Origin of the sequence: Savagea serpentis (assembly GCF_015351395.1) — a bacterium.
Classification (GTDB): domain Bacteria; phylum Bacillota; class Bacilli; order Bacillales_A; family Planococcaceae; genus Savagea; species Savagea serpentis.
Window position 1 is genome coordinate 120,229 of record NZ_JADKPV010000006.1, and the last position, 22,822, is coordinate 143,050.

Below are 22,822 nucleotides of genomic sequence, written 5' to 3' on the forward strand. Positions count from 1 at the left end.
CTCATTCGCCTCCTATTTCTATCCATTTTGTATACCCATTCCAATCGTTTGGTTCGGGAGCATTTATGAGAAGCCCATCCGCATCTTGCAATAATCCAACTTCATAAAAAGAAACATGGTTCCATTTTGTCGCGTCCGCTAATATCCAGCGGTGACGACTTTGTCGAATAAAACGTCCTGAAACGAGCGATTCATTCATTTCATAGTCATATAGACGATTATCCTTCACACCTCCACATGATAAAAAAGCATGATCAATAACCATCGGGCGCAACTGTTCCAAAGTAACCATTCCAGAAACTGCACGTTGAGCAGTGTGTAATGTCCCTCCGAGCAAAATAACTTCCCCTGTCATTCTTCCCTCTTCGATTGCATCACTCCAACGTAGTGCAGCAGGCAATGAATTAGTAATAACCGTTAAACGTTCAATTTCTGAAATAAAATCAGCGATATGTACGGTCGTCGTTCCGGTATCAATCGCGATGACATCTCCACTTCGAATTAAAGTTGCTGCATATTTTGCTATAGCACGTTTCGCTTCATATTCAATTTCTAATTTGCGGACGTAAGCGAGTTCTTTTTGAACGATATGTTTCGGTACAGCTCCACCATGAACACGATGTAATTTTCCTTCTGCTTCTAGTTCGACTAAATCACGTCGCACAGTTTCTGGTACGACGCCAAGAACCTCTGCTAGCGAAGCGACATGCACACGCCCTTCTGCCGTTAGTCGTTTTTCAATATAATGCCAACGCTCCACTTTCGAATACATCATTGTAATGCGATCACCTCGCGATAAGGAATCCAACAAGTAAGCATCTCTCCGCGTTGATAGGAATGTGCATCTTGATGGAGTTGCTCAATGACAAATTGTTCTCCTTCACAAGCTAATGTCGTCCGCACAATGTTACCAGCCATCGTTTCTTCAACGACAGTCCCTCGCAAAACGAAAGAGTCCGGAATTTCTTGTAGACGAAATGCTTCTGGACGCATTGCATACATCGTCGCCTGAGCTAAAGTAGAAGCATCTCCTTCTAAATGATGAAGCACTTGTTCTTTTGTCCATACGTTATAATGACCGATGAAACGCGCCACAAACTCCGTAGCCGGTTGACGATACAATTGTTTCGGCGTTCCAATTTGTGCAATCTGTCCACTATCTAACAAAACAATTCGATCCGCTAAAGCCATCGCTTCTTCCTGATCATGTGTGACGAGAATCATCGTAATCTTCAACTGTCGTTGAATGTCGCGTAATGTCCGCTGTAAATGCTTACGAATTTTAGCATCCAATGCTGACAGGGGCTCATCTAATAACAGCACACGTGGCCGTACGACGAGCGCACGTGCGAGAGCAACTCGCTGTTGTTGTCCTCCCGACAATTCATTCGGATAATGTGATGCACGATCTTCTAAACCGACGAGCGCTAACATTTCTTGAACTCGTGTGGCTCGCTCATCTTTTTTCACTTTTTGCATATCAAGGCCGAACGCGACATTTTCCGCTACTGTCATATTCGGAAAAAGCGCATACGACTGAAAGACCATACCGACACCACGGTCTTTCGGAGCGACATCGTTCATCTTCTCATCCCCAATGTATACCGCTCCTTCCGTCACTTCCGTCAATCCTGCAATCATGCGAAGTAATGTACTTTTACCACAACCACTCGGACCGAGCAATGTTAAAAACTCTCCATCTTTTACCGTTAATTGAATCGGTGAAAGCACCGTTTGATCGCCGTAACGCTTCACAACATTTTCCAACGTAACATGTGCCATTTACATCGCTCCCTTTTTCATCTGTGAATGCATTAATCTTGCCGCTGCTCCAGTCAAACCGATAATTCCGACTAAATATACAACGACGATGGCACTCGCTAAATGTCCACTTGCACTCATTTTTTTCATTAAATACATTTGAATCGTTTCAAATTTCGACCCGACGACTAAATTAATTAAGACGAACTCTCCAACGAGAGCTGAAAAAGAAAGCAACGCTCCGACAAATAAACCTGTCTTTACAAGAGGTAAAATAACTTTGCGAAACGCTTGCCACTTCGTTGCTCCTAACAATTCTGCAGCATCCATTAAAGCTCGGGCATTCAATCCATTCATCGTATTTTTTAAACTTTGATAAATGAATGGAACAACACTAATGACATATGCTCCACTCAAGATGAGGAGCATGGGAATTCCCGTACCATTATATGAACGCAATAAACCGACCGCCAAAATAATTCCTGGAAAAGCATATACACCAAGAATCAACAATTGAATCCAACGCTCATACTTCGGAAAATAGACGACGATATAGAGTAATGCAGGAACGATGACGACCATCGCTACAATAACCGAACCACCAGCTAACCATACGGTACGACCGAGCGCCTTCCAAAACATCGCATCTACAAATAAACGTTCATATGTTTGCAACGTCCAACCTTCAGGCAAGATTGACTGGTGCCACGTCGTCGCAAATGAATATAAAACCGTACCGATCACCGGTAAACTTAAATAACAAAACAATAAGATAAACATACTTTTCGGTAACCATTTCATTCAAGACGCCCCCTCGTTTTACGCAATGTCCACTCACTTAATATGAGCGCAATCACCATCACAACACCTAGTAAGACAGCGATAGCACTCGCTAATTCTGGTTGCGCAAAAATATCACCAGAGAGTAATGCCCCAATTCGAATGGCGACTAAATTGTAATTACTTCCTGTTAAAGCGTATGCTGACGCATAAGCTCCCATCGCATTCGCAAACAAAATACTAAAAGTTCCGACGATACTCGGCCAAATAATCGGAATGCCAATACGGCGCCAAAACTGAAAAGGAGAAGCACCTAATAAACTGGCCGCTTCTTTCCAATCATCTTTTAATCCTTCCATAACGGGATACAATAGCAAAAGTGCTAACGGCAATTGAAAATAAACGTAAATAAATAATAAACCCGTCCAACTATATAGAGAAAAAGAACCGATTGGTATACCCCAATGTTCAGCGAGAAGTAAAAACACGCCACTATTTCCGAGTAACACGATAAATGCGAAAGCAAGAGGGATACCTGAAACATTTGATAACACATTCGTTACTAATAGAGCTCGCGTACGAAAAGTCTCACCAAATAAAGACATCGCATAGACCGCAAACAATGTCACGACGAGAGCGATAACGGCAGAGACGAATGATAGCTGAATGCTATTTTGAAATGCTTGCAAAATGAAAGAGTTTTGGAAAATGGACACGTAATGTTGAATCGTCCATCCTCCACTACTCGATACACTCGAACGTAATAAATCAACAAGTGGTACGATAAAAAATAACAGCACGAATAATGAAAGAGGAATAAAAATAAGTCTTTTACGTAACCAAACCATCCCGCTGTTCCTCCTTCAATGGTATCGATTGATGAGCTGTCATTGCTGGTGAATGAGGTACCCCTAACAATGTTGCGACAAATGGCGCGACGTCCACTTGCTTGACACACGTATCACTCACTTGTGTTACGTAACGAGACGAAGCGATAAATAATGGTACTTCTCGATCTGCTTGTGTTGTTCCTCCGTGATTGTGAGCTTCCGTCATACCATGATCCGACGTCACGACGATGTCATACCCTAACTCCATCCAACGGGGCAAACAATGAGCGAGGCATTGATCCGCTCGTAATACTGCATCTTGATATAGACGAGAATGCGCCCCTTCACGATGCCCCGCATCATCGATATTCATCGAATGAATGTAAACAAAATCTGGTCGTTCCGCTTCAATCCAACACGATGCCTCCGCAAATAAATGCGTATCAGGATAGTGGTCTTCGAAATAAAAAGACCCATAGTGAATCGCACCGTCCGGATTATGTTGAATACGGTCCGTCATCGGTTGAAAAGGTGCTCGACTATACAATTCACTCACCCAGTGATAGGCAAAAGCAGCTGTTGTCCCTCCCGCTTTGACAACGAGATCGAACATGCTCACTTCTGTTGAACGTCGTATCGTTGCATTCGTTGTGATTCCGTGAATATACGGTGGTGTTCCTGTGAGTAATGTTTCATACAAAGGGCGAGAAAGTGAAGGAAGCTCACTTTCTACCCGTAATCGACTCATCTTTTCATACTCTACTAAATGATGTAAATACCCCATATGAGAACAAGCGACATCATAACGTAAACCGTCTAACACGATGTAAATGACACGATTAATTCGCATGAATTAACACCTTCTCTTGCCATACATTCGGCAATTGCTTCGTCGTTTCTTCCCATGCTGCTTGGTCATTTACGGGACGGGCATTTGCATACATCTGTTCGGGAAGTAATAAAGCACGAACTTCATCAGATAATGGTACATTGTCACGAATCGGACGAGCGTAGCCACGTGCTAAATTTTCTTGCCCTTTATCTGATAAAATATGTTCACGGGCTAACATCGCTGCATATTTATTTTTTGAATATTGGTTAATGATTGTCGCATACCCTGACATAACGGATGCTTCTTCCGGAATGACAACCTCAAAACGAGCTTCATCGATTTGATTTCGGTAACCGAGTCCATTGAAATCCCAAACGATTGCGACTTCAATTTCCCCTTTTTCTAAATTCGCGACAGACGGATCGCTCGTTCCGAGGCGACCTTCTTTCGCAAGCGTTGCGAAAAACTCAATGCCCGGCTCAATATTCGTTTCATCTCCACCGAATGCATAAGCTGCAGCTAAAATGGCGAAGTGCGCTTGATTGGCTGTTAAAGCATCCCCAATACTTACGCGATAATCTCCTTGCTTCAATTGTTCCCAAGAAGTCGGTGCGTCTTTCACATTATGTAAATCTGTCAAAAATGAAATTGTTCCCGTATATCCTACAACCCAATGTCCTTCTTCATCTTTCGCCCAATCTGGAATATCGTCCCAATAAGACGTTTTGTATGGGAATGTTAATCCGCGCTCTTTAGCGATCGGACCAAATGCAATTCCGACATCTCCAATATCTGCTGTCGCATCATTTTTTTCCGCTTCGAATTTCGCTAACTCTTCCGCACTCGACATGTCCGTATCGGTATGTTGAATGCCGTAATCGTTTTTCAAATCTTCCCAAGTTTCTACCCAGTTCGCCCACGTATCAGGCATTCCGACAGAATGGACTTCCCCTTCTTCCTTCGCTCGTTCTACTAATTCATCAAGTGATATGGAAGCATCCACTTCCTCCTGCCCTTCCTGTTCTTCTTGTTGACACGCGGCAAGTGCAAGAACTAATAAACTCACAACACTTAACAGACTTAAACGCCAATTCCATTTTTTCATCTTTGACACTCCTTGTTTGCTTTTGTTTGTTTGTCATTCACCTGTAGTATAGAAAATGAATATTAAAGAAAAAGGGGGAGAAACGTTAACAATTTGTAAAAGAGTTACTACTTTATTTTTCAAAAACCCCTTCCACCCCTTATTTATAAAAGGTTATACACATTCCCACACAATCCAAATGGACCAGACAAAAAGCACAACATGTCCCTCATTATTTTCATATTTTTTAATCGTCCAAACAGAGTTCCTCTAGTTTTCAACGAAATTTAAGGTAGGCAACAGGTGAGCTTTACTTTTCGTCACGTATACTGAAGAAAGTAAATGAATTATTTTAGAAAGAAGGCGGTCGATTATGTTCGTTATCGCAACGAAAGAATTTCTTGAAATGATGAAAAGCTTTAAAGCGTTACTCGTCATCGCACTCCTTGTACTCTCTTCCTACTTTGCCAGCTCCTTCATCGCATCTGCACCTGCAGAATTTATGATGGGGACCGATGCATACACAGCTGTCATTCGACTCTTTTTATTAGGGTTTGGCTTCGTCTTCGTACTCATGCTTTCTCACGATGTCATGAGCCGGGAAGTCGCTTCGGGTACGATGCGATTACTCATTACGAAAACATCAAGAATCGCAATTATCGGAGGGAAATTTTTAGGAATCGCAGCATTTTGGCTCTTTTCTCTCGGCGTCTCTTTAGCGATTATTTCTTTTTTCGCAAAAGAATTACCGTGGTTAGCCTTTTTACAGTTGTACAGTTTTTTATTGTTCATTATCGGGCTTTGCTTACTCCTTTCGACATTAGCGAAATCGCCAAATGTCTCTTTACTCATCGGGCTCGCTGTAAGCTTTATCGCACCGATCATCGGCATTTGGAGTACATTTTCAGATAAAGCATGGCTACAACCGTTTAAATACATTTTGCCTTACCGTTACCAAACCGCTGAAAACGTATCACTCTTTGTCCCTGTACTATTCGGCATAGGCTTTCTCACATTGGCTACTTTCCTTTTCAAACGAGGTGATTATTAATGACAACTGTATTAGAAGTACGTGATATTCAAAAGTCTTTCGGAAAAACAGAAGTATTACGAGGTGTATCGTTCTCGATTGAACAAGGAGAAATTTTCGGATTTCTCGGACGAAATGGAGCGGGGAAAAGTACGCTCATTCATATTTTAACCGGCGTGAAATATCCGACGAGCGGGTCTTTTCAAATTCTCGGTCTCCCGATTGAAGAAGCAAAACAATATATCGGCGTCTTTCCAGACATCGACCAATTTTATAATGAATGGACGGCGATGCAACATTTAACCTTTTTCGCCAAATTACAAAACATGCAATGTTCCAAAGCTGAACTGGAAGCGTTACTGTGCCAAGTCGGATTACAAAATGAAACGAAAAAGAAAGTGAAACAATATTCGTTCGGAATGAAAAAGAAATTAGGGGTCGCTCAAGCATTAATCGGCCAACCTGACTTCATCATTTTAGACGAACCGACATCGGGTCTCGATCCAGAATCAGCCATTCATATGCGTCAACTCATTCATCAAATGGCAACAAACGGTCAAACCGTTTTCGTCACGTCTCACAATTTAGACGAACTTGAAAAAATGAGCGATCGCATCGCCATTTTAAAAGAGGGCCGCATTTCCAACATCGGGACGATGGAACAATTGCGCAACGTATCCAATTATGCGATTGAAATTCATATAACGCTCGACCGCACACCGGAAGAAGCCTTCCTGCAAACATTGACGACGCGGTATGAAGTGAACGATACGAACGTGACCCTCTTCCTCCAACAAAAAGAAGACGTCGCCGAATGTATACGAGCGCTCGTCTTCGCTAATTATGCCATTTATAAAGTGACGCAAAAAGAACAAACTTTAGAAGAAATCTTTTTACAAACCGACTAAAACGTATATCGGGTTTTCAACAATGCATGCACAACTATAAAAATAAGAGGTGATTCAGTATAAAATGAATCACCTCTTATCCACGTAATCGAATTATTGTAAAGTAGCATAAATTTTCTCGTTTTTTTCTTTCAGTTTTTTATTGTGTGACGAAACCATTTCATGCTTTTCACTTAATGGATCGATATATTGTTTTGCCGAATTGACCGCATGCACCGCATCTTGATAACATCCGACGATTAAATGCAATTTTCCTTCATAGTTTAAAGCATCCCCTGCAGCAAAAATTCCCGGCTCAGACGTTTCTCCGAAAACATTGCCTAAAATTCCATAGTCTTCATGCATTTTCAAATGGAGATTACTATCTTCTAACAGTTTTAAATTTCGCTCATACCCGTGATTAATAATGACAGCATCTGTTTCAATGACTTGTCGCTGTTTCGTCTGCTCACCTTCTACGACAACGGAAGTGATACACTCTTCTCCTTGCAATTGTTGAATAGAAGTATTTAACAATACTGTTGCTTTACTATTCATCAATTGTTGAATTTCCTGCTCATGTCCAGACATTTCTTGACGACGATACACAACCGTCACGTCGTCTGTTACGTGGAGTAATGTATTCGCCCAATCGACTGCGGATTGACCACCTCCTGATAAGAGCACGCGTTGTCCTGCGAATTGTTGAATAGAAGGTACTGTATAAAACAAATTCGTCTTTTTAAAACGCTCTTCTCCTTCTAACCCAATCGACTTCGGTTGAATAATGCCATACCCTGCCGTAATAATCACGGCTTTACTATAATGCGCTGTTCGATTCGTCGTCACGATGAAATGTTGTGCTTCTTTTCGAATCGATAATACTTCTTCTTCACAACACACCGTCGGATCAAAAGTGAGTCCTTGTTTAATCGTTTGACGAATAAAGTCCGCACCGAGTATGGGCGTTTGGCCTCCAATATCCCAAATTAACTTTTCAGGATAGACATGTACTTTCCCTCCAAGTGTCGATTTTGCTTCAATAATTTTCACCGTCATATCACGTAGTCCTGCGTAAAAAGAAGCGAATAACCCGGTTGGCCCTCCGCCGATAATGATGACATCATCATAATTTTTCATCTCGTTCATCCTCTCTTTTATTCGTTGAACCTTTTTGTAAGTTTCAAAAGGCGAGCTTCTTCATTAAAAGAAATCATCTCGCCGAATCAACTTGATGGTATTTACCGATCGGCACAATCGCCGGAGATTTGGCAATTGGATCTTCTACAACAATGCATTGTAAATCAAAAATTTGTTGAATTAAGGAGCTCGTAATGACTTCAGAAGGTGCTCCTTCTGCAACCAATTTTCCTTTGTGTAAAGCGAATAAATGATCGGCATAGCGCGCTGACAAATTAATGTCATGAAGAACCATCACAATCGTCGTCCCGTATTTTTTATTTAAATCTGTCAACCGATCTAAAATTTCGATTTGATACGTAATATCTAAATACGTTGTCGGTTCATCTAAAAACAAAATATCCGTTTGTTGCGCGAGCGCCATCGCAATCCATACACGTTGGCGCTGCCCCCCTGATAACTCATCAATCGAACGATGGGCAAATTCTGTCACGCCCATAATCTCCATCGCTTCTGCCACCGCTTCATCATCTTCCGTCGTCCAACCTTTCCAAAACGTATGATGAGGAAAGCGACCTCTGCCGATTAAGTCGACGACGGTAATGCCTTCAGGGACGATAGGAGATTGTGGCAAGAGACCTAATATTTTAGCAAATGGCTTTGGTGGGATTTTTTGAATGGGCGTCCCATTGAGCGTAATCTGCCCAGCTAACGGTTTGATGAGACGTGCCATCGTTTTTAATAAAGTGGACTTTCCACATCCATTCGCTCCGATGATAATGCTAATTTGATGACTCGGAATAGTTAAACTAACGTCTTCGATAATCATTTGATTTTCATAACCTGCCGCAAGATGGGTAGCTTCATAGACATGTGTTCGTTTCATTATAATTTTCCCTTTCTATTGATCCGAATCAATAAATAAATTAAATAAGGAGCCCCGACAATACCTGTAATGACGCCGACAGGATAACGAACGGCGAAAGCATACTGTCCGATAAGATCAGCGCCCAATACTAAAATAGCTCCGACTAAACCAGAAGGAATGATGTTGGAATAACTCGTGCCTACGAAACGATTTGCAATCGGCCCGGAGAGAAAGGCGACAAATGCGATAGGACCTGTTGTCGCAGTAGCAACCGCAATCATCATGACGGCACTTACAATTAACACAAGACGTGTCCGATTCGTATGAACACCGAGAGAGAGCGCCGCTTGTTCACCTAATTCTAAAATTTTAAGACCTTTGCCAAAATACATCATGATAGGAACAAATAAAATAACGGTAAAAAGAAGAGGTGAAAGATTACTCATTTTCGCACCGTTTAAGCTCCCGCTAATCCAACGCATCGCGGTCGGAATATCATGGGTATTGCCGATCAACATTAAATAGGAAATGACAGCACTCAACATCGCTTGGATACCAATTCCAATTAAGATGAGACGACCGATAGAAAAGGAAGCGCCCTTTGCTAACCCGAAAATGAGAAGTACCGTAGCCAGTCCCCCGACAATTGATGCGATCGAAACGACTGTATTGCTCGCTTGCCAAACGATAATGCAAAATACTGCAGCAGCACTTGAACCTGCCGTAATACCGATTACGTTAGGATTCGCTAACGGATTGCGCAACATCGTCTGGAACACATAACCACCCGCTCCGAAAGCAAATCCTGCAAATAAACCTGCGAATAAACGAGGTAGACGGATTGTTTCAATCGCAAATGTAGCGCCTTTTATATCTTCTCCCATCAATACACGTACAACGTCTGAAACAGGATAAATGGTGTTCCCTATCATTAACATAGCGACAGAAAGCATACATACTATGAGTGACAAAATAAAAGTCATGCTTAAAAATTGCTTTCGGTGACGCATTCGTAAATCTACAATAAAATTCATCGTTTTATTCATCATCCATCACGCATTTTCACTTTCATTGTTATTAAAATTAAAATAGGCGCTCCTACAAAAGCAGTCACAATTCCTACTTCCAACTCACTCGGACTCCCGATGATTCTTCCGATTACATCAGATAATGTCAATATGATCGCTCCAGACAGTGCCGATAACGGAATGACATAGCGTAAGTCAGATCCGAGTAACAATCGGATAAGATGTGGTGCAAGTAAACCGATAAAGCCAATCGGGCCTGCTAAGGCAGTTGTGACACCACATAATAAAACGCCACCCAATGCTGCAACGAAGCGAACGGTTCCTACTCGAACGCCTAAACTAGTCGCCACATCATCTCCTAAGGCTAAAGCATTTAATGCGGGAGCTACGAGAAATGCGATCAATATTCCTACGATTAAAAATGGAAGAAAGAGACGGATAGACTCCCAACTTCCCACTCCAACACTGCCTACTTGCCAAAATCTAAATTGATCCATCACATTCGTTCGCGGAATCATAATGGCGACAACTAAAGAAGACAAAATCGCACTCGTCGCTGCCCCTGCCAAAACGAGTTTCAACGGTGTCGCCCCGCCACTTCCCATCGAGCCAATACCAAAAACGAAAAGAGCACTAAGTATAGCTCCTGCAATGGCCAACCAAATAAATTGCTCGGCCGATTGAATATGGAAAAAAGCGATTCCTGCGACAACGAAAAGCGCTGCCCCTGTATTTACTCCTAATATGCTCGGGTCAGCAATCGGATTGCGGGTTACCGATTGCATGAAAGCTCCGGAAATTCCTAAAGCTGCGCCACACATTAAACTAAATAGTGTACGTGTCACACGATGTTGAACGATGCTCGCTTCAAGAGACGTGGAATCCGCATGCCATAAACTGTTCCACACATCGGTCCATTCCATCGTTCGCGCTCCTAAAAAAATCGACGTAACGATACTCAGTCCGAATAATACGAGCAATAAAGCGAACACTCCAAAAAAAAGATACATATTGCCTCTTTGCTTCTTTGCGTTAAAAGATAAGTGCTCCATATTACTTCAACTTTTTCGCTACTTCTGAAATAAGTGATAAATATTCATCCATCGTATAAGGAATCGATAAAGGACTCGGAGTTCCAGCAGCCGCAAGCGGTGTATTGTCACCAATTACGACAACCGCTCCATTTTGAATAGCGGGTACTTTTCCTAAAATAGGATCCGCTTGAAGCGTCGCTAATGTTTTGTCATGGCCATACGTAATTAAAATGTCCGCGTCATCCAAAACATCTGCATTTTCAGCACTCATTTCCATATAAAAGTTCGACGGATCTTTTACCGCTTTTTGAATGCTTTCGGGATAAATCATTCCTATCTCTTCTAACATTTCGCCTCGTGGATCCGCTAACGTATACACATAAAATTTCGACAAGTCTGTCGCATTAAACATCGTAAATGCGGCTTTTTTTCCTTTCACTTCAGGATACTTCTTCACCGTGTCTTGCATAAATTGCTCAATGTCTGAAATGAGTTTTATCCCTTCCTCTTCCATCGCCATCCCTTTAGCGTTATACATAATTTGCTCTTGCCACGTAATGACCCAAGGCGCTTCTGGATACGCAACAACAGGTGCAATTTCATTTAACATGTCATAGTCTTCTTGCGTAATGCCTGAATAAGCCGCTAAAATGACGTCTGGATTCGCATCTGAAATTGCTTCGAAATCCAACCCATCTGTATCTTGAAAAATAATCGGTTCAGGTTCCCCGAGTTCCTTTAATTTTTCAGCCGTCCACGGGAGCATGCCACTATCGTCTTGCACACCATAATTTGCTGCTGAAAATCCAACAGGTACTACGCCGAGTGCCAAGGCAATATCTTGATTCCCCCAAGCAATCGTTACAATTCTTTCAGGTTTTTGTTTTAATACTGTTTCACCAAGTGCATGTTGAATAACAATCGGTGCTTTTTCGTCTGCAGAGCTAGTTGTAGAATCTTTCTTTATTTCTTTATTCGTAGAAGTAGAACAAGCTGTTAATACTGAGATGGCCACTAATAAAAAGATGAGTGATGCCATGGACTTTTTCATTGTTTTCATTCGATTTCCTCCGTTACTCTTATTGATAATGATAAGCGTTCTCAATTACTAACATTAATCATACTATCGTTTTTCCAAATGTCAATATCGTTTTTTATGTCTTTTTTGATCAACTTCACACTTCGAAGCCCTTTCTAAATCCAGCATATTGAACGACAAAAAAGCTATGACATCCATCCTGTCATAGCTTTTTCAAAGAAAAATATTATTCTTATTTTATTGTAAACCTAAATGTTCACGGAATGTATGGCCTTCGTAATCTTGACGATAAATGCCACGCTTTTGCATTTCAGGAACGATTAGATCAACAAAGTCGTCTAAACTGTTCGGTAAAACAGGTGGCATTAAGTTAAAGCCATCCGCTACCCCTTCGTTCATCCATTTCTCCATCTCATCTACAATCTCTTCCGCTGTGCCGATCAATGTTAAATGACCGCCACCTGCGCTTAAATAACCGAGTAACTCACGGACGGTCGGGTCTTTATCTCGAATGATTTCGAGCACCGTTTCATAGCGTCCGACCGGTCCTGTAAATTGTTCGACGGGAGGAAGTTCAGGTACTTTCTCATCCAATGCCCAATCCGAACAATCTTGTTGAACAAAAAAGCTCAATTGCGCTAACGCGTTATCGATCGGCAACATTTCATCGAGTTTGCGCTTTTTCTCGTACGCTTCTTCTCGCGTCTTACCTACATATGTGACGAGTCCTGGCAACACTTTAATGTGACGGTTCGGACGCTCACTTTTCGCAATCGCTTCATCCAATCGGTTGCGGAACTTTCGCGCTTGGCCAATATTCCAAGAAACCGAATATACGGCCTCCGCATATTTCGCAGCGAGCGCGACACCTGGTGCCGATGCGCCTGCCTGCATAGCGACAGGACGTCCTTGTGGACTGCGCGGTGCGGTAGATGGTCCTTTCACTTGGAAGTACTTCCCTTCGTGATGGAATGGTTCGATTTGAGAAGGGTCGATAATCTCTCCCGTTTTACGGTCGTGAATGAACGCCTTCTCGTCCCATGAATCGAATAATTGATTCATTACCGTCGCAAATTCATCCGCCTTCTCGTAGCGCTTCGCATGTTCCGGCAATCCTTCCATACTATGGTTTTGAGCTTCCCAATCCGTCATCGACGTCACGAGATTCCACCCGACGCGACCGTTCGTCATATGGTCCAAACTTAACAACTGACGCGCTGCGGTGAATGGGTTCGAAAACGTACTCGAAATCGTCGAAACGAGTCCGACACGCTTCGTCACTTGCGAAATCGCTGTTAAATTGACGATCGGGTCTAACCAAAATGCCGGCATCTCACTCGGCTGTTCCCCCGCAAATGCCTGACTATCTGCGAAAAAGACCGCATCGAAATAGCCACGCTCCGACGTTTGAGCGAGTTCTTGATAATACGTCACATCTCCAACACGTTCAACGCTCGAATCCGGCATCATCCAAGCTGCTTGGTGATGACCGCACCCGTACAATAAAATCCCGATATGGAGTTGCTTCTCTTTCTTCTCTGTCATACTTGACACCTCAATGTACATTGATTTATGGAAAAAATCCGTTTGGCCAAATTAGTTCATCGTCAGTCCGCCGTCGACTGTAATGTTTTGTCCTGTTACGCCGTCCGCTTGTTCTGAAGCTAAGTAAGCGACCATGTTCGCCACATCTTGTGGTGTTGTCACTTTGCGAATTGGCGTTGACTGTGCGATTAAGTCGAACACTTCTGGTGTCGTCACAGCACTTGCGTTTGTCGTCTTCAACAATCCGCCCGATACGACGTTCGCCGTAATGCCATGCTGTCCTAATTCTGCAGCGATATTACGTGTGAATCCGATCAAACCAGCTTTCGCCGTCGTATACTCGTGATATGGTACGACAGGGTTTTGGTATAAGTTCGTTCCGATGCTAATGATGCTTCCTTTTTTACGCTCGATAAACTGTGGCACAACACTTTGCGCAACGTTAAATGCTGCTTTTAACGTACCGTCAATTTGCTGTTGGTAATCTTCCCAATCTAAATCCGCGAAAGACTTTTGTTTAACAGGGTCAAATTTGAAACCGACTAATGCGTTGTTCACGACAACGTCGATTTGACCGAAATGTTCTGTCCCTTGTTTCACCATCTCTTCTACTTCATCACGTTTCGTTACGTCTGCGTAAAGTGCAATCGCTTTCTCTTTGCCGATTTCTTCTACGAGTGCTTCTGCTGCATCTTTACTTTTATAATAGTTAACGATCACATTCGCTCCTTGTGCCGCTAATGTTTTCGCAATGGTCGCTCCTAAACCTTGACTACTTCCTGTTACTAATACTGTTCTTGCCATCTTCCATTCCTCCTAAATTTTTATGATGATCCTTAAATAATTGAGTAGGGGACGAAAAAAATACGCAACCTCCCGAATGGAAAGTTGCGTACACATAAACGATGCATCACGAAACAAGACGTCTTGACGCCTCATCGCACGCATGCGGATGTATAAAATTCGACACTTTCCTACGCTAGTGTTAACTAGTTCAGGTTCAAAGGGTTCGAGTAAAAACTCATCTCAGTGCAACGACACCCCTAGTGAATACTATTTAAGTTACATTCAATTTATAGTTTAAAACAATTATTGTCAAGCGATTCATATCATTCCAATCATTTCATACCTTATATTTTAAAGCGATTTGCTCGCACTCTCGAACCTTTGTATGAAACACTAGAAATATGATACGTTAAAGGAGTTATTATAAAATGAATAATAAATCACCAAAACGAGGACGAATGACACTTCTCATCTGTTCCATCCTCATTCTCCTCGTCATGTTATGGATTATCTCAACTAGCACATTTTTCACCCCATCCAAACTAGGGCCGATACAATAATGATCAAAAGAAAGGAGGGCAACCGATGTACTTTTCAATGAAACAATCAAAACTTCTCACCTTCTTCATATGGGGATATGTCGCATTGCTCATCACTGCCTACACATTCGGCAAAGAACCGATGGGCAATCAATTCATTCCCGCTACGCATCCACTCGGCATTTTATTCAGCATATTGAGCGTCATCTTTTTACTCTCGCTTTTACTACGTTCTGGCTATACGTTAACAGACGAGACGCTCACGATTCACCGCGGACTCATGAAACAAAAAATTCCGCTCGATGCGCTGACCGATTGGACGGCAGATGAGGAGAAGCTAACGATACACTGTGGAACGTACGATACGCTCGTCCTCACGCCGAAAGAAATGGAGCGCTTTTTAGAAACATTACACAACGTAAAAACACTCCCTACCGCAAACTAGCGATTGGGAGTATTACTTTTTAAACTTCGAGCGTTTGAATCGACGTTTCGTCGAACACGAGGCGGAGCGGTTCGTCTCCTTTAAACGTACTTCCTTCATGCGGCACTTCATATTGTACACGCACGTGTAACGTGTGAGGGAGTCTTGTTAAATGGAACAACTCCACACGGCGATTCATCTCTTCATTAACGTGACGATCAATCGCCTCAATCCATTCTCCCGCTTCATTTTGCACTTGAAACCCTGTAATGACGTCTTGGCTTTGCAACAATAACGACAAGCCAATCCCCTCTTCATAACGCTCGACCATCGCGACTTGCGACAAATATTGCAACATAATAGACGGCTCATCCGTCGTCTCCTTCAACGGTTGAACATCAATCGCAAACTTCGGAAGATCACTTGTAATATACGAATCTTTCATCTCAATTCCCACTTTCATTTCATCATTTTCTCCAGTGTAAAGGGAACAATAACGAAACAACAGCTTTTTGCTTCCAAATGCCAATCCAATATTTTAAGTAAATCCTCTCATTTTAAATACTAATTTTCAATTTTAAAAACAATCTTTTAAAATGTACATTTTTATATTGAATTTTCAGTCTACCTTTCTTAGAATGAGAACAAACATTCTCATTTGATGAATATCATACTCGCTTCTAAATAGTGAGTCACCTTAAAATATGTTATAATATGTAAACAACGAGGGGTAATGAATGAGCAAAAAAATATTACGAAATATTCAGTTGCATGAGTTAATGGACTTGAAAATTGATTATGCCTTCAAACAATTATTCGGTACAGAAAAAAATAAACAACTGACGATTGTATTTCTAAATGCTATTTTAAGAAAAACGCGACGCTCACCTATTGAAGATGTTATTTTTATCGCTCAAGAAGTTGGTGGCGAATACAAAGAAGACAAACAGTCACGTTTGGACATTGTCGTTCGCAATGAAGCGAATGAATTGATTAATATCGAGATGCAATTAGCGAATCAAAACGACATGATTCAGCGAACTTTGTACTACTGGTCTCGATTATATGCATCACAACTGAAACGCAGTAAAGGATATCACCTTTTACACCCGACCATTACGATTAATATTTGCGACTTTGACTTGCTTCCTACACCTAATTATCACAGCTCATACTATCTATGCGAACACGATACGAAACATCCTCTTTTCCAAAATAACCATATCTTTGAAATTCACTTCATTGAGATGAAAAAATTTATTAAGCTTTGGTATGAGCATCAATTAAATCCTTTCGATGATCTTCTCGTCCGTTGGTTACTCTTGTTAAGTATGGTAGATGGTCGAAAATCAAAAGTTTATGACGACATTTATAAAGAATTGGAGGAGTTAACGATGACAGATTCACGTTTAGAACAAGCTTTTCAAAAATGGGAAGAATTGAGCCAAATCCCTGAATCCATCCTGGCATACGACGCACGACTAAAAGCAATCTTAGATGAAGAAGCGAGAATCGAATACGCTGAAATGAAAGGGTTTGAACAAGGGAAAGACACAGGATTTGAAGACGGATTACGCCAAGCGGCTCAAAGCATCTTAGACCAAGGCTACTCAATGCAAGAAGTATCTAAACTATTAAACTTACCAGTGGAAACAATTCAAAAACTAATAGAAAAAGAACCGTCCTAACTTCACCGTACAAAAAGAGAGTGTGCTTACTTAACACACTCTCTTTTGCAAGACCGCCACTCTTTCCAAAATGCCTCATACCCCGCTCGTTCAACCGGATCGTCGGGCAGAACGCGCTCTTTCGCTTCCGCATAAAAGGCCTCGACCGCATTTGCGAAACGAAGCACTTCCGCCTCATAATCCGCATATGCACACGTCACACGAACCCCTTCATCCGTCGTAATCGTCACACTCTCTCCGTCATGATGCACCGACCAATCGAGCCCTTCCTCACAACCGAGAATCTCAACCGTCTCCCCTTGCGGATCCGCCAACATCGTATGACCACAACACGGAAACAACTGCTCTCCCACACCCGCCACATGATCGTGAAACAACGACCGCAACAACCGCAATCCCGCTGCACTCACCGTCGTCGTCTCCTTCACCACAACATCCCTAATCCGAATGACCACATCCCCATGCAAACAAAGATCATCGACATTGTCCTCACACTCATCCACCCAATACAAACGCTCAAGGTCCATCGTAAACGGCAAATCACGCGCACATACACTCATAAAAAACACTCCTTTTAACAGGTCGTTTAATCATGTTTAAATAATTATTCTTCATTAAATGATTTTTGTAACTCTATTAAATTACGTAACTGTTCTATACTCAGTACCTCATCGTGTTTGCGATGTATCATACGATGGCAATTTGCACATAGAGGAATCAAATCTGTCTTAGGATTTATCTTCATTGTTTTATTTAATGTACTCAGAGGTTCTATATGATGAACTTCAATAAATCCTCTACCTCTCTCTCCATATGTTTTCTCAAAATCAAATCCACACGCTTTACATTGTAATCCATGAATTTCGATTGCTCTTCTCCGATTTGCACTATCTCTTTCATAATAAGTAGTGTCCCGAACTCTTTGCATTCCTTCTGTGTTGCCATCATCTTCTACATTACTCTGTTGATTATTTCCATTATCATTTACTTTTAAACACTCTTCCTCTATTAATGCGTGTTCGCTCTTCAAAACATTCAACTTTATTTTCCTTCTAATTCGCCCTTCAAAATGTTCTCTTAATTGTTGCTCTAAATTTGGACAATCAATCTGTTGAAAATATTTTTTTAGTATTTCAACCGTTTCTCGACCATCTAAAAAAGGTAAAACTTTTTCATATAAATGCGCATTCATATTTTGATACCCGATATACTTACTAGGTGCAAATAAATTGAGTTCTTTAACGTAGTACCATTGCTGAAATGTTTTGAGCTTTTTATTTAAGGGAGATGATTGATCTATTTCTTCATTGAATCTTTCGATATTATGTTTAACTTCTCTAATGTTTTTAACAAATACTATATTCAATAGAAACATCCTTTCTTTATTAAAAAATACAATCACTCATATAAAGCTGGACGTTCAGCTACTTGTTGTAAGTATTGTTCTTCTTTTTTTACGTATTGTAGACGTTCTTTTAAATAAGAAGCGAGGGTAGCGTCGGTGCAATATACATAGCATCCTTTTTGTCCTCGTGTCATTAATGTGCGATACGTATTTTTTATAATGCGATCTGCGATTTGAGCAGCCTCTTCTGGATGTTCTTTCGCATATTTTTTAAGCCCACGTAAAGATTGATCCGTTTTCGCTCGTTTCGAAGGATCTGTCATAATGTTTCCTTCCTCCATGCGCAAATCATCCCCGATAATGACACCGACGTAATCAAATTCAAGTCCTTGTGCGGTATGAATACATCCCGCTTCCGCGATAGAAGCTTCATCAATCGCCCACGTCGTATTTAAATTCCAACTCATTTCAAAATCATCGATTACAATATCAGGATAATTCACATCACGACGTCCTTCTTTTGGCCATTCCCAACAGTACCCAGCCATCATACGCGATTTATTCGCCTTTTCATTACGTTCTTTCAACATTTCCATCACGTCATGTGGGGAATCGAATACTCTAAAATCATAATCCATTCCGATAACATTACGATTCGCAGTTTCACGTATTTGTAATACATCATCTAACCAAGCGATATATCCATCTGAACCATCACAGCGAAATTGAGAAACAAGTTCAAGTTGTGTCACTTCCGCCTGAAACTGTTTAGCATACTTTTTAATCTCATCAATGCTTCCTGCATCTGCAAACGTTACTTTTTGATTTTCATCAATGAAGAAAATAGCTAATTTTGACCCTTTAATAATTTCCATCGTTTGGTTTTCACCCATATTTTGAAACATACCTGATTTTCGATTTAATCGATGTGCTTCATCAACGATTAATACGTCAAATTCATTTTCTTCAACTTTTGTAAAACTTCCAGACCCTTTAAATAAATTATTAATATGTGTTTTTTTCATCGTCTTTTGAAGTTTCGCTGCATACACTTCTCGTGGAGCCGCATTTTTCGTCACGTACATCGCCAAACGATCACGATTTAAAACTTCAACGAGTAAATTGATTGCTAATACAGACTTTCCTGTACCGGGGCCTCCTTCTACAATAAGTACTCGTTTTTTTCCGTCTTCCATACATTTTGTAAAATAAGATAAAGCTTGTTCATACACTACTTTTTGTTCATCAATCATTTTAAACTCTTCATTGCCTTCTAACATGTTCGCTAGGGCATCTTGAAGTGATTTGGAAGGTCTAATTTTCCCTTGATCAATACGCACAATTGCATTTTTTGTATCTTTCCCTTTAATATATTTCTTGATGAAATCACGTAATTTCCGCATTTCTCCCTTTCGAAAAATAGGAGCTTTACTCGTATAATCATCATAAATGGGATCCAGTAATGCATCGTCTTCTGAAACGAAATAATTATGTAAATATGCACATGGAACGAGTGAAATATTTTCTTCTCGAACATCTTCATTGAAATCTTCAATGAGTGCAGCATATGTATGTGCTTGATAAGAAGGATGAACGGTCTCGCGAATCCCTCCGCCTAATGCCGTTTCAACAATCGCTTCTTTTCCTTCTACTTTATTGGCGAACTCCCATTGCTTTAACTCGACGATGACGACATGATCTTGTGCACCATCATTCCCTGCAATCATAAAATCGACTCGCTTTGAAGTACTTGGAATATTAAATTCGATTGCGACATCAACATCTGAAGGGATTTCTGGATCCGTCAATACGTTAGACATACGTGATAAAGAGTTTTCCCAAGAACGAATTTCACTTTTACTCGTCCTACCAATCTTTTCTTGGTAAGCTTCGTACAAGCGATCAACCAAAACTTCTTCTGTAATATCATGTACAAACTGCTCAGCAGTCGTTTGATAAATAATCATCTTTTCCACCTTCCTATGATTGCGAAATTTTTTACGATAGAACAGTTATCTACCAATCATCTTCAAAGAATCAAAATATCGTTCTTTCTTATTTAGGTATAAATTATTACTATCGTACTATTAGCATTACTTATTTTCAATTAATAGGAAGAAATAAAAAATAGCAGTTCTTAAGATTGATTATGATTATCATATTAAACCTTTTGTATTCATCCATAAAAATATAATGATGTTTCAATATTCATCTTTCATTCGACCAGCAACATCTAAGAGAAATTCGATGATAAAATTCAAAAGTTACTAATTTTTTAGTGACTCTACTATTTGCTAACAATCCTTTTCCTGCATATAATAAGGAAAAGGGGGTATTTATGATGACTGTAGAAATGCGTAAACGCCCTGTGATTAAGGGCAAAGATGCAGAAGTTTTTTTGAAAAGAGCAGAACAAAATAAAAAAAATATTGAAAAACGAAAAGAAAATGCAATAAAAAAATGGAGTGAGCAGCAACGTGAAGCTGCAAAATAAATTAATTACTATTAATTACTATCAATGATTTTCCAAAAATCCAACATTTCAAATGTGGAAATACCAGTATTGAGAATTTCCTTAAACAAGAAGCTTACTACTTAACCATCACCCAAAAATGCAGCACAACTCTTGTGTTCAATCAAACTGAATTAGTAGGGTTTTTTAGTTTAAGAAAATCCACATTGCAAGTTGAAAGCAAAGGTAAGTTGAAAGCAAAGGTAAGTTGCTTAATTTTCCTTGCTTAGATATTGCTCGTATCGCGACATCAGAAGCTGTTCAAAGCAAAGGTTATGGAACGGCTATGATTGAGAAAATATTCGAAGTCGCTCATACTGTAAATGAAAGATATATCACTCTCGAAGCACTGATTGAACACTATCATTGGTATTCAAAAAGGAATTTTATTCCATTAATTGAAGAGGAAGCGATTCAATCAAATCAACATGGACTTGTGTTTATGATGGCAGATTTATATGATGAGAAATTAGTGGATCTTTATTTTGATGAATAATGTTCTCTCTGTTATTAAATAGTCAAAAAGAAATATTAATTAAAAAATCGGCATCTCATATTTGAGGGTGCCGATTTTGTTTATTTATTCGATTTCTGCGACTTTGACGATGGATTTGCCGAGGTTGGCGCCTTTGAAGAGGTCGAGGAAGGCGTCGATGATGTGGTCGAATCCTTCTGTGATTGTTTCTTCGTATTTTAATTTGCCTTCTTTATACCATGTCGTCAATGCTGTTAAGCCTTCGCCGTAGCGATCGCTGTAGTCGCCGACTGTGAAGCCTTTCATCAGTGCGCTCGTTTTAATGAGTGCCGTTTGGACACGTGGGCCCATTTCGACTTCCGTGTTATTGTATGACGAAATCGCGCCACATACGGGGATGCGAGCGAATTTGTTGAGGAGTGGGAATACCGCATCCGAAATAGTACCCCCGACGTTATCGAAGTATACGTCGATGCCGTCTGGACATGCTTCACGTAATGCAGCTTTCACTTCTTCTTTATAATTAATCGCCACATCGAAACCGAGTTGTTCGGTTAAGTAGTCGCATTTTTCTGCTGTTCCTGCGATGCCGACAACACGCGCGCCGTGAATTTTAGCGATTTGACCGACCGTCGAACCGACCGCTCCAGCTGCTCCAGAGACGACGACCGTTTCGCCTTCTTTCGGTTGTCCGATATCGAGCAATCCGAAATAAGCCGTTAATCCCGTCATCCCGAGCATGCTTAAGTGAAGCGTGACGGGCTCGATTGACGCATCAATTTTGCGCACTGCTTCCGCACGTGTGACCGTATAACGTTGCCACCCTAATGCGCCGAGGACGAGGTCTCCTTTTGCGAATTGGTCCGATTTTGACTCGACAACTTGCGCAATGACACCGCTTGAAATGACTTCACCTAACTGGAAAGGCGGGATGTACGACTTCGCATCTTGCATACGGCCACGCAAATACGGATCGACCGACACGTACACCGTACGCACAAGCAATTCGCCGTCTTCAGGTGACGCAACCGGCGCTTCGACAAACGCAAAATCTTCCATCACCGGTGTGCCGACAGGGCGTCGTGCGAGTTGAATTTGTTCATTTGTTACATTCATTTTCATTCCTCCGTTCTCAAAATTAAGCTTTCCCTTTATACGATACGCCATTGACACGAGATGTCAAAAATAATGAAGC

The 22,822-nt window shown here is 41.0% G+C and carries 25 protein-coding genes and 1 riboswitch; of the genes, 7 read left to right on the plus strand and 18 right to left on the minus strand.

Going from position 1 to position 22,822, the window contains the following annotated elements; genetic code table 11:
* Position 1: 1 nt before the first annotated feature.
* The 6 genes from IRY55_RS11185 to IRY55_RS11210 are packed head-to-tail and all read right to left on the minus strand — an operon-like array spanning position 2 to position 5,308.
* Positions 2–775 carry a DeoR/GlpR family DNA-binding transcription regulator gene (locus tag IRY55_RS11185; protein ID WP_194563408.1) on the minus strand — a complete coding sequence of 258 codons (774 nt, stop codon included), beginning with the start codon at positions 773–775 and terminating at the stop codon, positions 2–4.
* On the minus strand, positions 772–1,782 hold the full coding sequence (locus IRY55_RS11190) for an ABC transporter ATP-binding protein (protein WP_194563409.1): 1,011 nt from the start codon (positions 1,780–1,782) through the stop codon (positions 772–774). The genes IRY55_RS11185 and IRY55_RS11190 overlap by 4 nt, the downstream gene beginning before the upstream one ends.
* Positions 1,783–2,562 (minus strand): ABC transporter permease, encoded by a 780-nt coding sequence (locus IRY55_RS11195; RefSeq protein WP_194563410.1) that lies wholly within the window; start codon positions 2,560–2,562, stop codon positions 1,783–1,785. It abuts the gene before it with no gap.
* Positions 2,559–3,389 carry an ABC transporter permease gene (locus IRY55_RS11200; RefSeq protein WP_194563411.1) on the minus strand — a complete coding sequence of 277 codons (831 nt, stop codon included), beginning with the start codon at positions 3,387–3,389 and terminating at the stop codon, positions 2,559–2,561. Before IRY55_RS11200 ends, IRY55_RS11195 begins: the two co-directional genes overlap by 4 nt.
* Entirely contained in the window at positions 3,373–4,221 is an 849-nt protein-coding gene (locus tag IRY55_RS11205) for an alkaline phosphatase family protein (RefSeq protein WP_194563412.1), read from the minus strand. Before IRY55_RS11205 ends, IRY55_RS11200 begins: the two co-directional genes overlap by 17 nt.
* Positions 4,211–5,308, minus strand: coding sequence for an ABC transporter substrate-binding protein (locus tag IRY55_RS11210; protein ID WP_194563413.1), 1,098 nt, complete (start codon positions 5,306–5,308; stop codon positions 4,211–4,213). The genes IRY55_RS11205 and IRY55_RS11210 overlap by 11 nt, the downstream gene beginning before the upstream one ends.
* Positions 5,309–5,660: 352 nt before the next feature.
* Here IRY55_RS11210 and IRY55_RS11215 point away from each other — a divergent pair, with 352 nt between their 5' ends.
* Positions 5,661–6,338: an ABC transporter permease gene (locus tag IRY55_RS11215; RefSeq protein WP_194563414.1), complete on the plus strand. Its 678-nt coding sequence runs from the start codon at positions 5,661–5,663 to the stop codon at positions 6,336–6,338.
* On the plus strand, positions 6,338–7,225 hold the full coding sequence (locus IRY55_RS11220; protein WP_194563415.1) for an ABC transporter ATP-binding protein: 888 nt from the start codon (positions 6,338–6,340) through the stop codon (positions 7,223–7,225). Before IRY55_RS11215 ends, IRY55_RS11220 begins: the two co-directional genes overlap by 1 nt.
* A 93-nt stretch (positions 7,226–7,318) precedes the next feature.
* On the opposite strand, the gene IRY55_RS11225 is transcribed toward IRY55_RS11220, so the two are convergent.
* The 7 genes from IRY55_RS11225 to IRY55_RS11255 all read right to left on the minus strand — a co-directional run bounded on the left by IRY55_RS11225 (position 7,319) and on the right by IRY55_RS11255 (position 14,662).
* Positions 7,319–8,344, minus strand: coding sequence for an NAD(P)/FAD-dependent oxidoreductase (locus IRY55_RS11225; protein ID WP_194563416.1), 1,026 nt, complete (start codon positions 8,342–8,344; stop codon positions 7,319–7,321).
* 73 nt (positions 8,345–8,417) lie between these two features.
* Positions 8,418–9,230, minus strand: a complete 813-nt coding sequence (locus tag IRY55_RS11230; protein ID WP_194563417.1) for an ABC transporter ATP-binding protein — start codon at positions 9,228–9,230, stop codon at positions 8,418–8,420.
* Entirely contained in the window at positions 9,230–10,222 is a 993-nt protein-coding gene (locus IRY55_RS11235; RefSeq protein ID WP_408015172.1) for a FecCD family ABC transporter permease, read from the minus strand. Before IRY55_RS11235 ends, IRY55_RS11230 begins: the two co-directional genes overlap by 1 nt.
* Before the next feature lie 35 nt (positions 10,223–10,257).
* Positions 10,258–11,250, minus strand: coding sequence for a FecCD family ABC transporter permease (locus IRY55_RS11240; RefSeq protein WP_235961130.1), 993 nt, complete (start codon positions 11,248–11,250; stop codon positions 10,258–10,260).
* Between the two features lie 43 nt (positions 11,251–11,293).
* Positions 11,294–12,334, minus strand: coding sequence for an iron-siderophore ABC transporter substrate-binding protein (locus IRY55_RS11245; RefSeq protein ID WP_194563420.1), 1,041 nt, complete (start codon positions 12,332–12,334; stop codon positions 11,294–11,296).
* A gap of 216 nt (positions 12,335–12,550) precedes the next feature.
* Positions 12,551–13,858, minus strand: coding sequence for an LLM class flavin-dependent oxidoreductase (locus IRY55_RS11250; RefSeq protein ID WP_194563421.1), 1,308 nt, complete (start codon positions 13,856–13,858; stop codon positions 12,551–12,553).
* Between the two features lie 51 nt (positions 13,859–13,909).
* Positions 13,910–14,662: a 3-oxoacyl-ACP reductase gene (locus tag IRY55_RS11255; RefSeq protein WP_194563422.1), complete on the minus strand. Its 753-nt coding sequence runs from the start codon at positions 14,660–14,662 to the stop codon at positions 13,910–13,912.
* Between the two features lie 150 nt (positions 14,663–14,812).
* A riboswitch (TPP riboswitch) is annotated at positions 14,813–14,913 on the minus strand.
* A 159-nt stretch (positions 14,914–15,072) separates the two neighbouring features.
* Between IRY55_RS11255 and IRY55_RS13560 the strand changes: the two genes are divergently transcribed.
* Together IRY55_RS13560 and IRY55_RS11260 are read left to right on the plus strand one after the other, a co-directional pair.
* Positions 15,073–15,204, plus strand: a complete 132-nt coding sequence (locus IRY55_RS13560; protein ID WP_268920788.1) for a hypothetical protein — start codon at positions 15,073–15,075, stop codon at positions 15,202–15,204.
* A 25-nt stretch (positions 15,205–15,229) separates the two neighbouring features.
* Positions 15,230–15,628, plus strand: a complete 399-nt coding sequence (locus tag IRY55_RS11260; RefSeq protein ID WP_194563423.1) for a PH domain-containing protein — start codon at positions 15,230–15,232, stop codon at positions 15,626–15,628.
* A gap of 19 nt (positions 15,629–15,647) precedes the next feature.
* On the opposite strand, the gene IRY55_RS11265 is transcribed toward IRY55_RS11260, so the two are convergent.
* On the minus strand, positions 15,648–16,070 hold the full coding sequence (locus IRY55_RS11265) for an NEAT domain-containing protein (protein WP_194563424.1): 423 nt from the start codon (positions 16,068–16,070) through the stop codon (positions 15,648–15,650).
* Positions 16,071–16,344: 274 nt separating this feature from the next.
* On the opposite strand from IRY55_RS11265, the gene IRY55_RS11270 reads away from it, so the two are divergent.
* Positions 16,345–17,295: an Rpn family recombination-promoting nuclease/putative transposase gene (locus IRY55_RS11270; protein WP_194563425.1), complete on the plus strand. Its 951-nt coding sequence runs from the start codon at positions 16,345–16,347 to the stop codon at positions 17,293–17,295.
* 26 nt (positions 17,296–17,321) lie between these two features.
* Here IRY55_RS11270 and IRY55_RS11275 read toward each other — a convergent pair whose 3' ends face one another.
* From IRY55_RS11275 to IRY55_RS11285, 3 genes are read right to left on the minus strand one after another with little or no spacing between them, the layout of a single operon-like run.
* Complete coding sequence (locus IRY55_RS11275; RefSeq protein ID WP_194563426.1) at positions 17,322–17,855, minus strand: hypothetical protein; 534 nt, start codon at positions 17,853–17,855, stop codon at positions 17,322–17,324.
* 44 nt (positions 17,856–17,899) lie between these two features.
* Positions 17,900–18,661, minus strand: a complete 762-nt coding sequence (locus tag IRY55_RS11280) for an HNH endonuclease (RefSeq protein ID WP_235961131.1) — start codon at positions 18,659–18,661, stop codon at positions 17,900–17,902.
* Between the two features lie 32 nt (positions 18,662–18,693).
* Positions 18,694–20,607 (minus strand): DUF2075 domain-containing protein, encoded by a 1,914-nt coding sequence (locus IRY55_RS11285; protein WP_194563427.1) that lies wholly within the window; start codon positions 20,605–20,607, stop codon positions 18,694–18,696.
* A 371-nt stretch (positions 20,608–20,978) separates the two neighbouring features.
* Between IRY55_RS11285 and IRY55_RS11290 the strand changes: the two genes are divergently transcribed.
* Both IRY55_RS11290 and IRY55_RS11295 read left to right on the plus strand, forming a co-directional pair.
* Entirely contained in the window at positions 20,979–21,134 is a 156-nt protein-coding gene (locus IRY55_RS11290) for a hypothetical protein (RefSeq protein WP_194563428.1), read from the plus strand.
* Positions 21,135–21,360: 226 nt separating this feature from the next.
* Positions 21,361–21,648, plus strand: a complete 288-nt coding sequence (locus IRY55_RS11295) for a GNAT family N-acetyltransferase (RefSeq protein ID WP_194563429.1) — start codon at positions 21,361–21,363, stop codon at positions 21,646–21,648.
* A gap of 84 nt (positions 21,649–21,732) precedes the next feature.
* Here IRY55_RS11295 and IRY55_RS11300 read toward each other — a convergent pair whose 3' ends face one another.
* On the minus strand, positions 21,733–22,743 hold the full coding sequence (locus IRY55_RS11300; RefSeq protein ID WP_194563430.1) for an NADP-dependent oxidoreductase: 1,011 nt from the start codon (positions 22,741–22,743) through the stop codon (positions 21,733–21,735).
* Positions 22,744–22,822 lie beyond the last annotated feature (79 nt).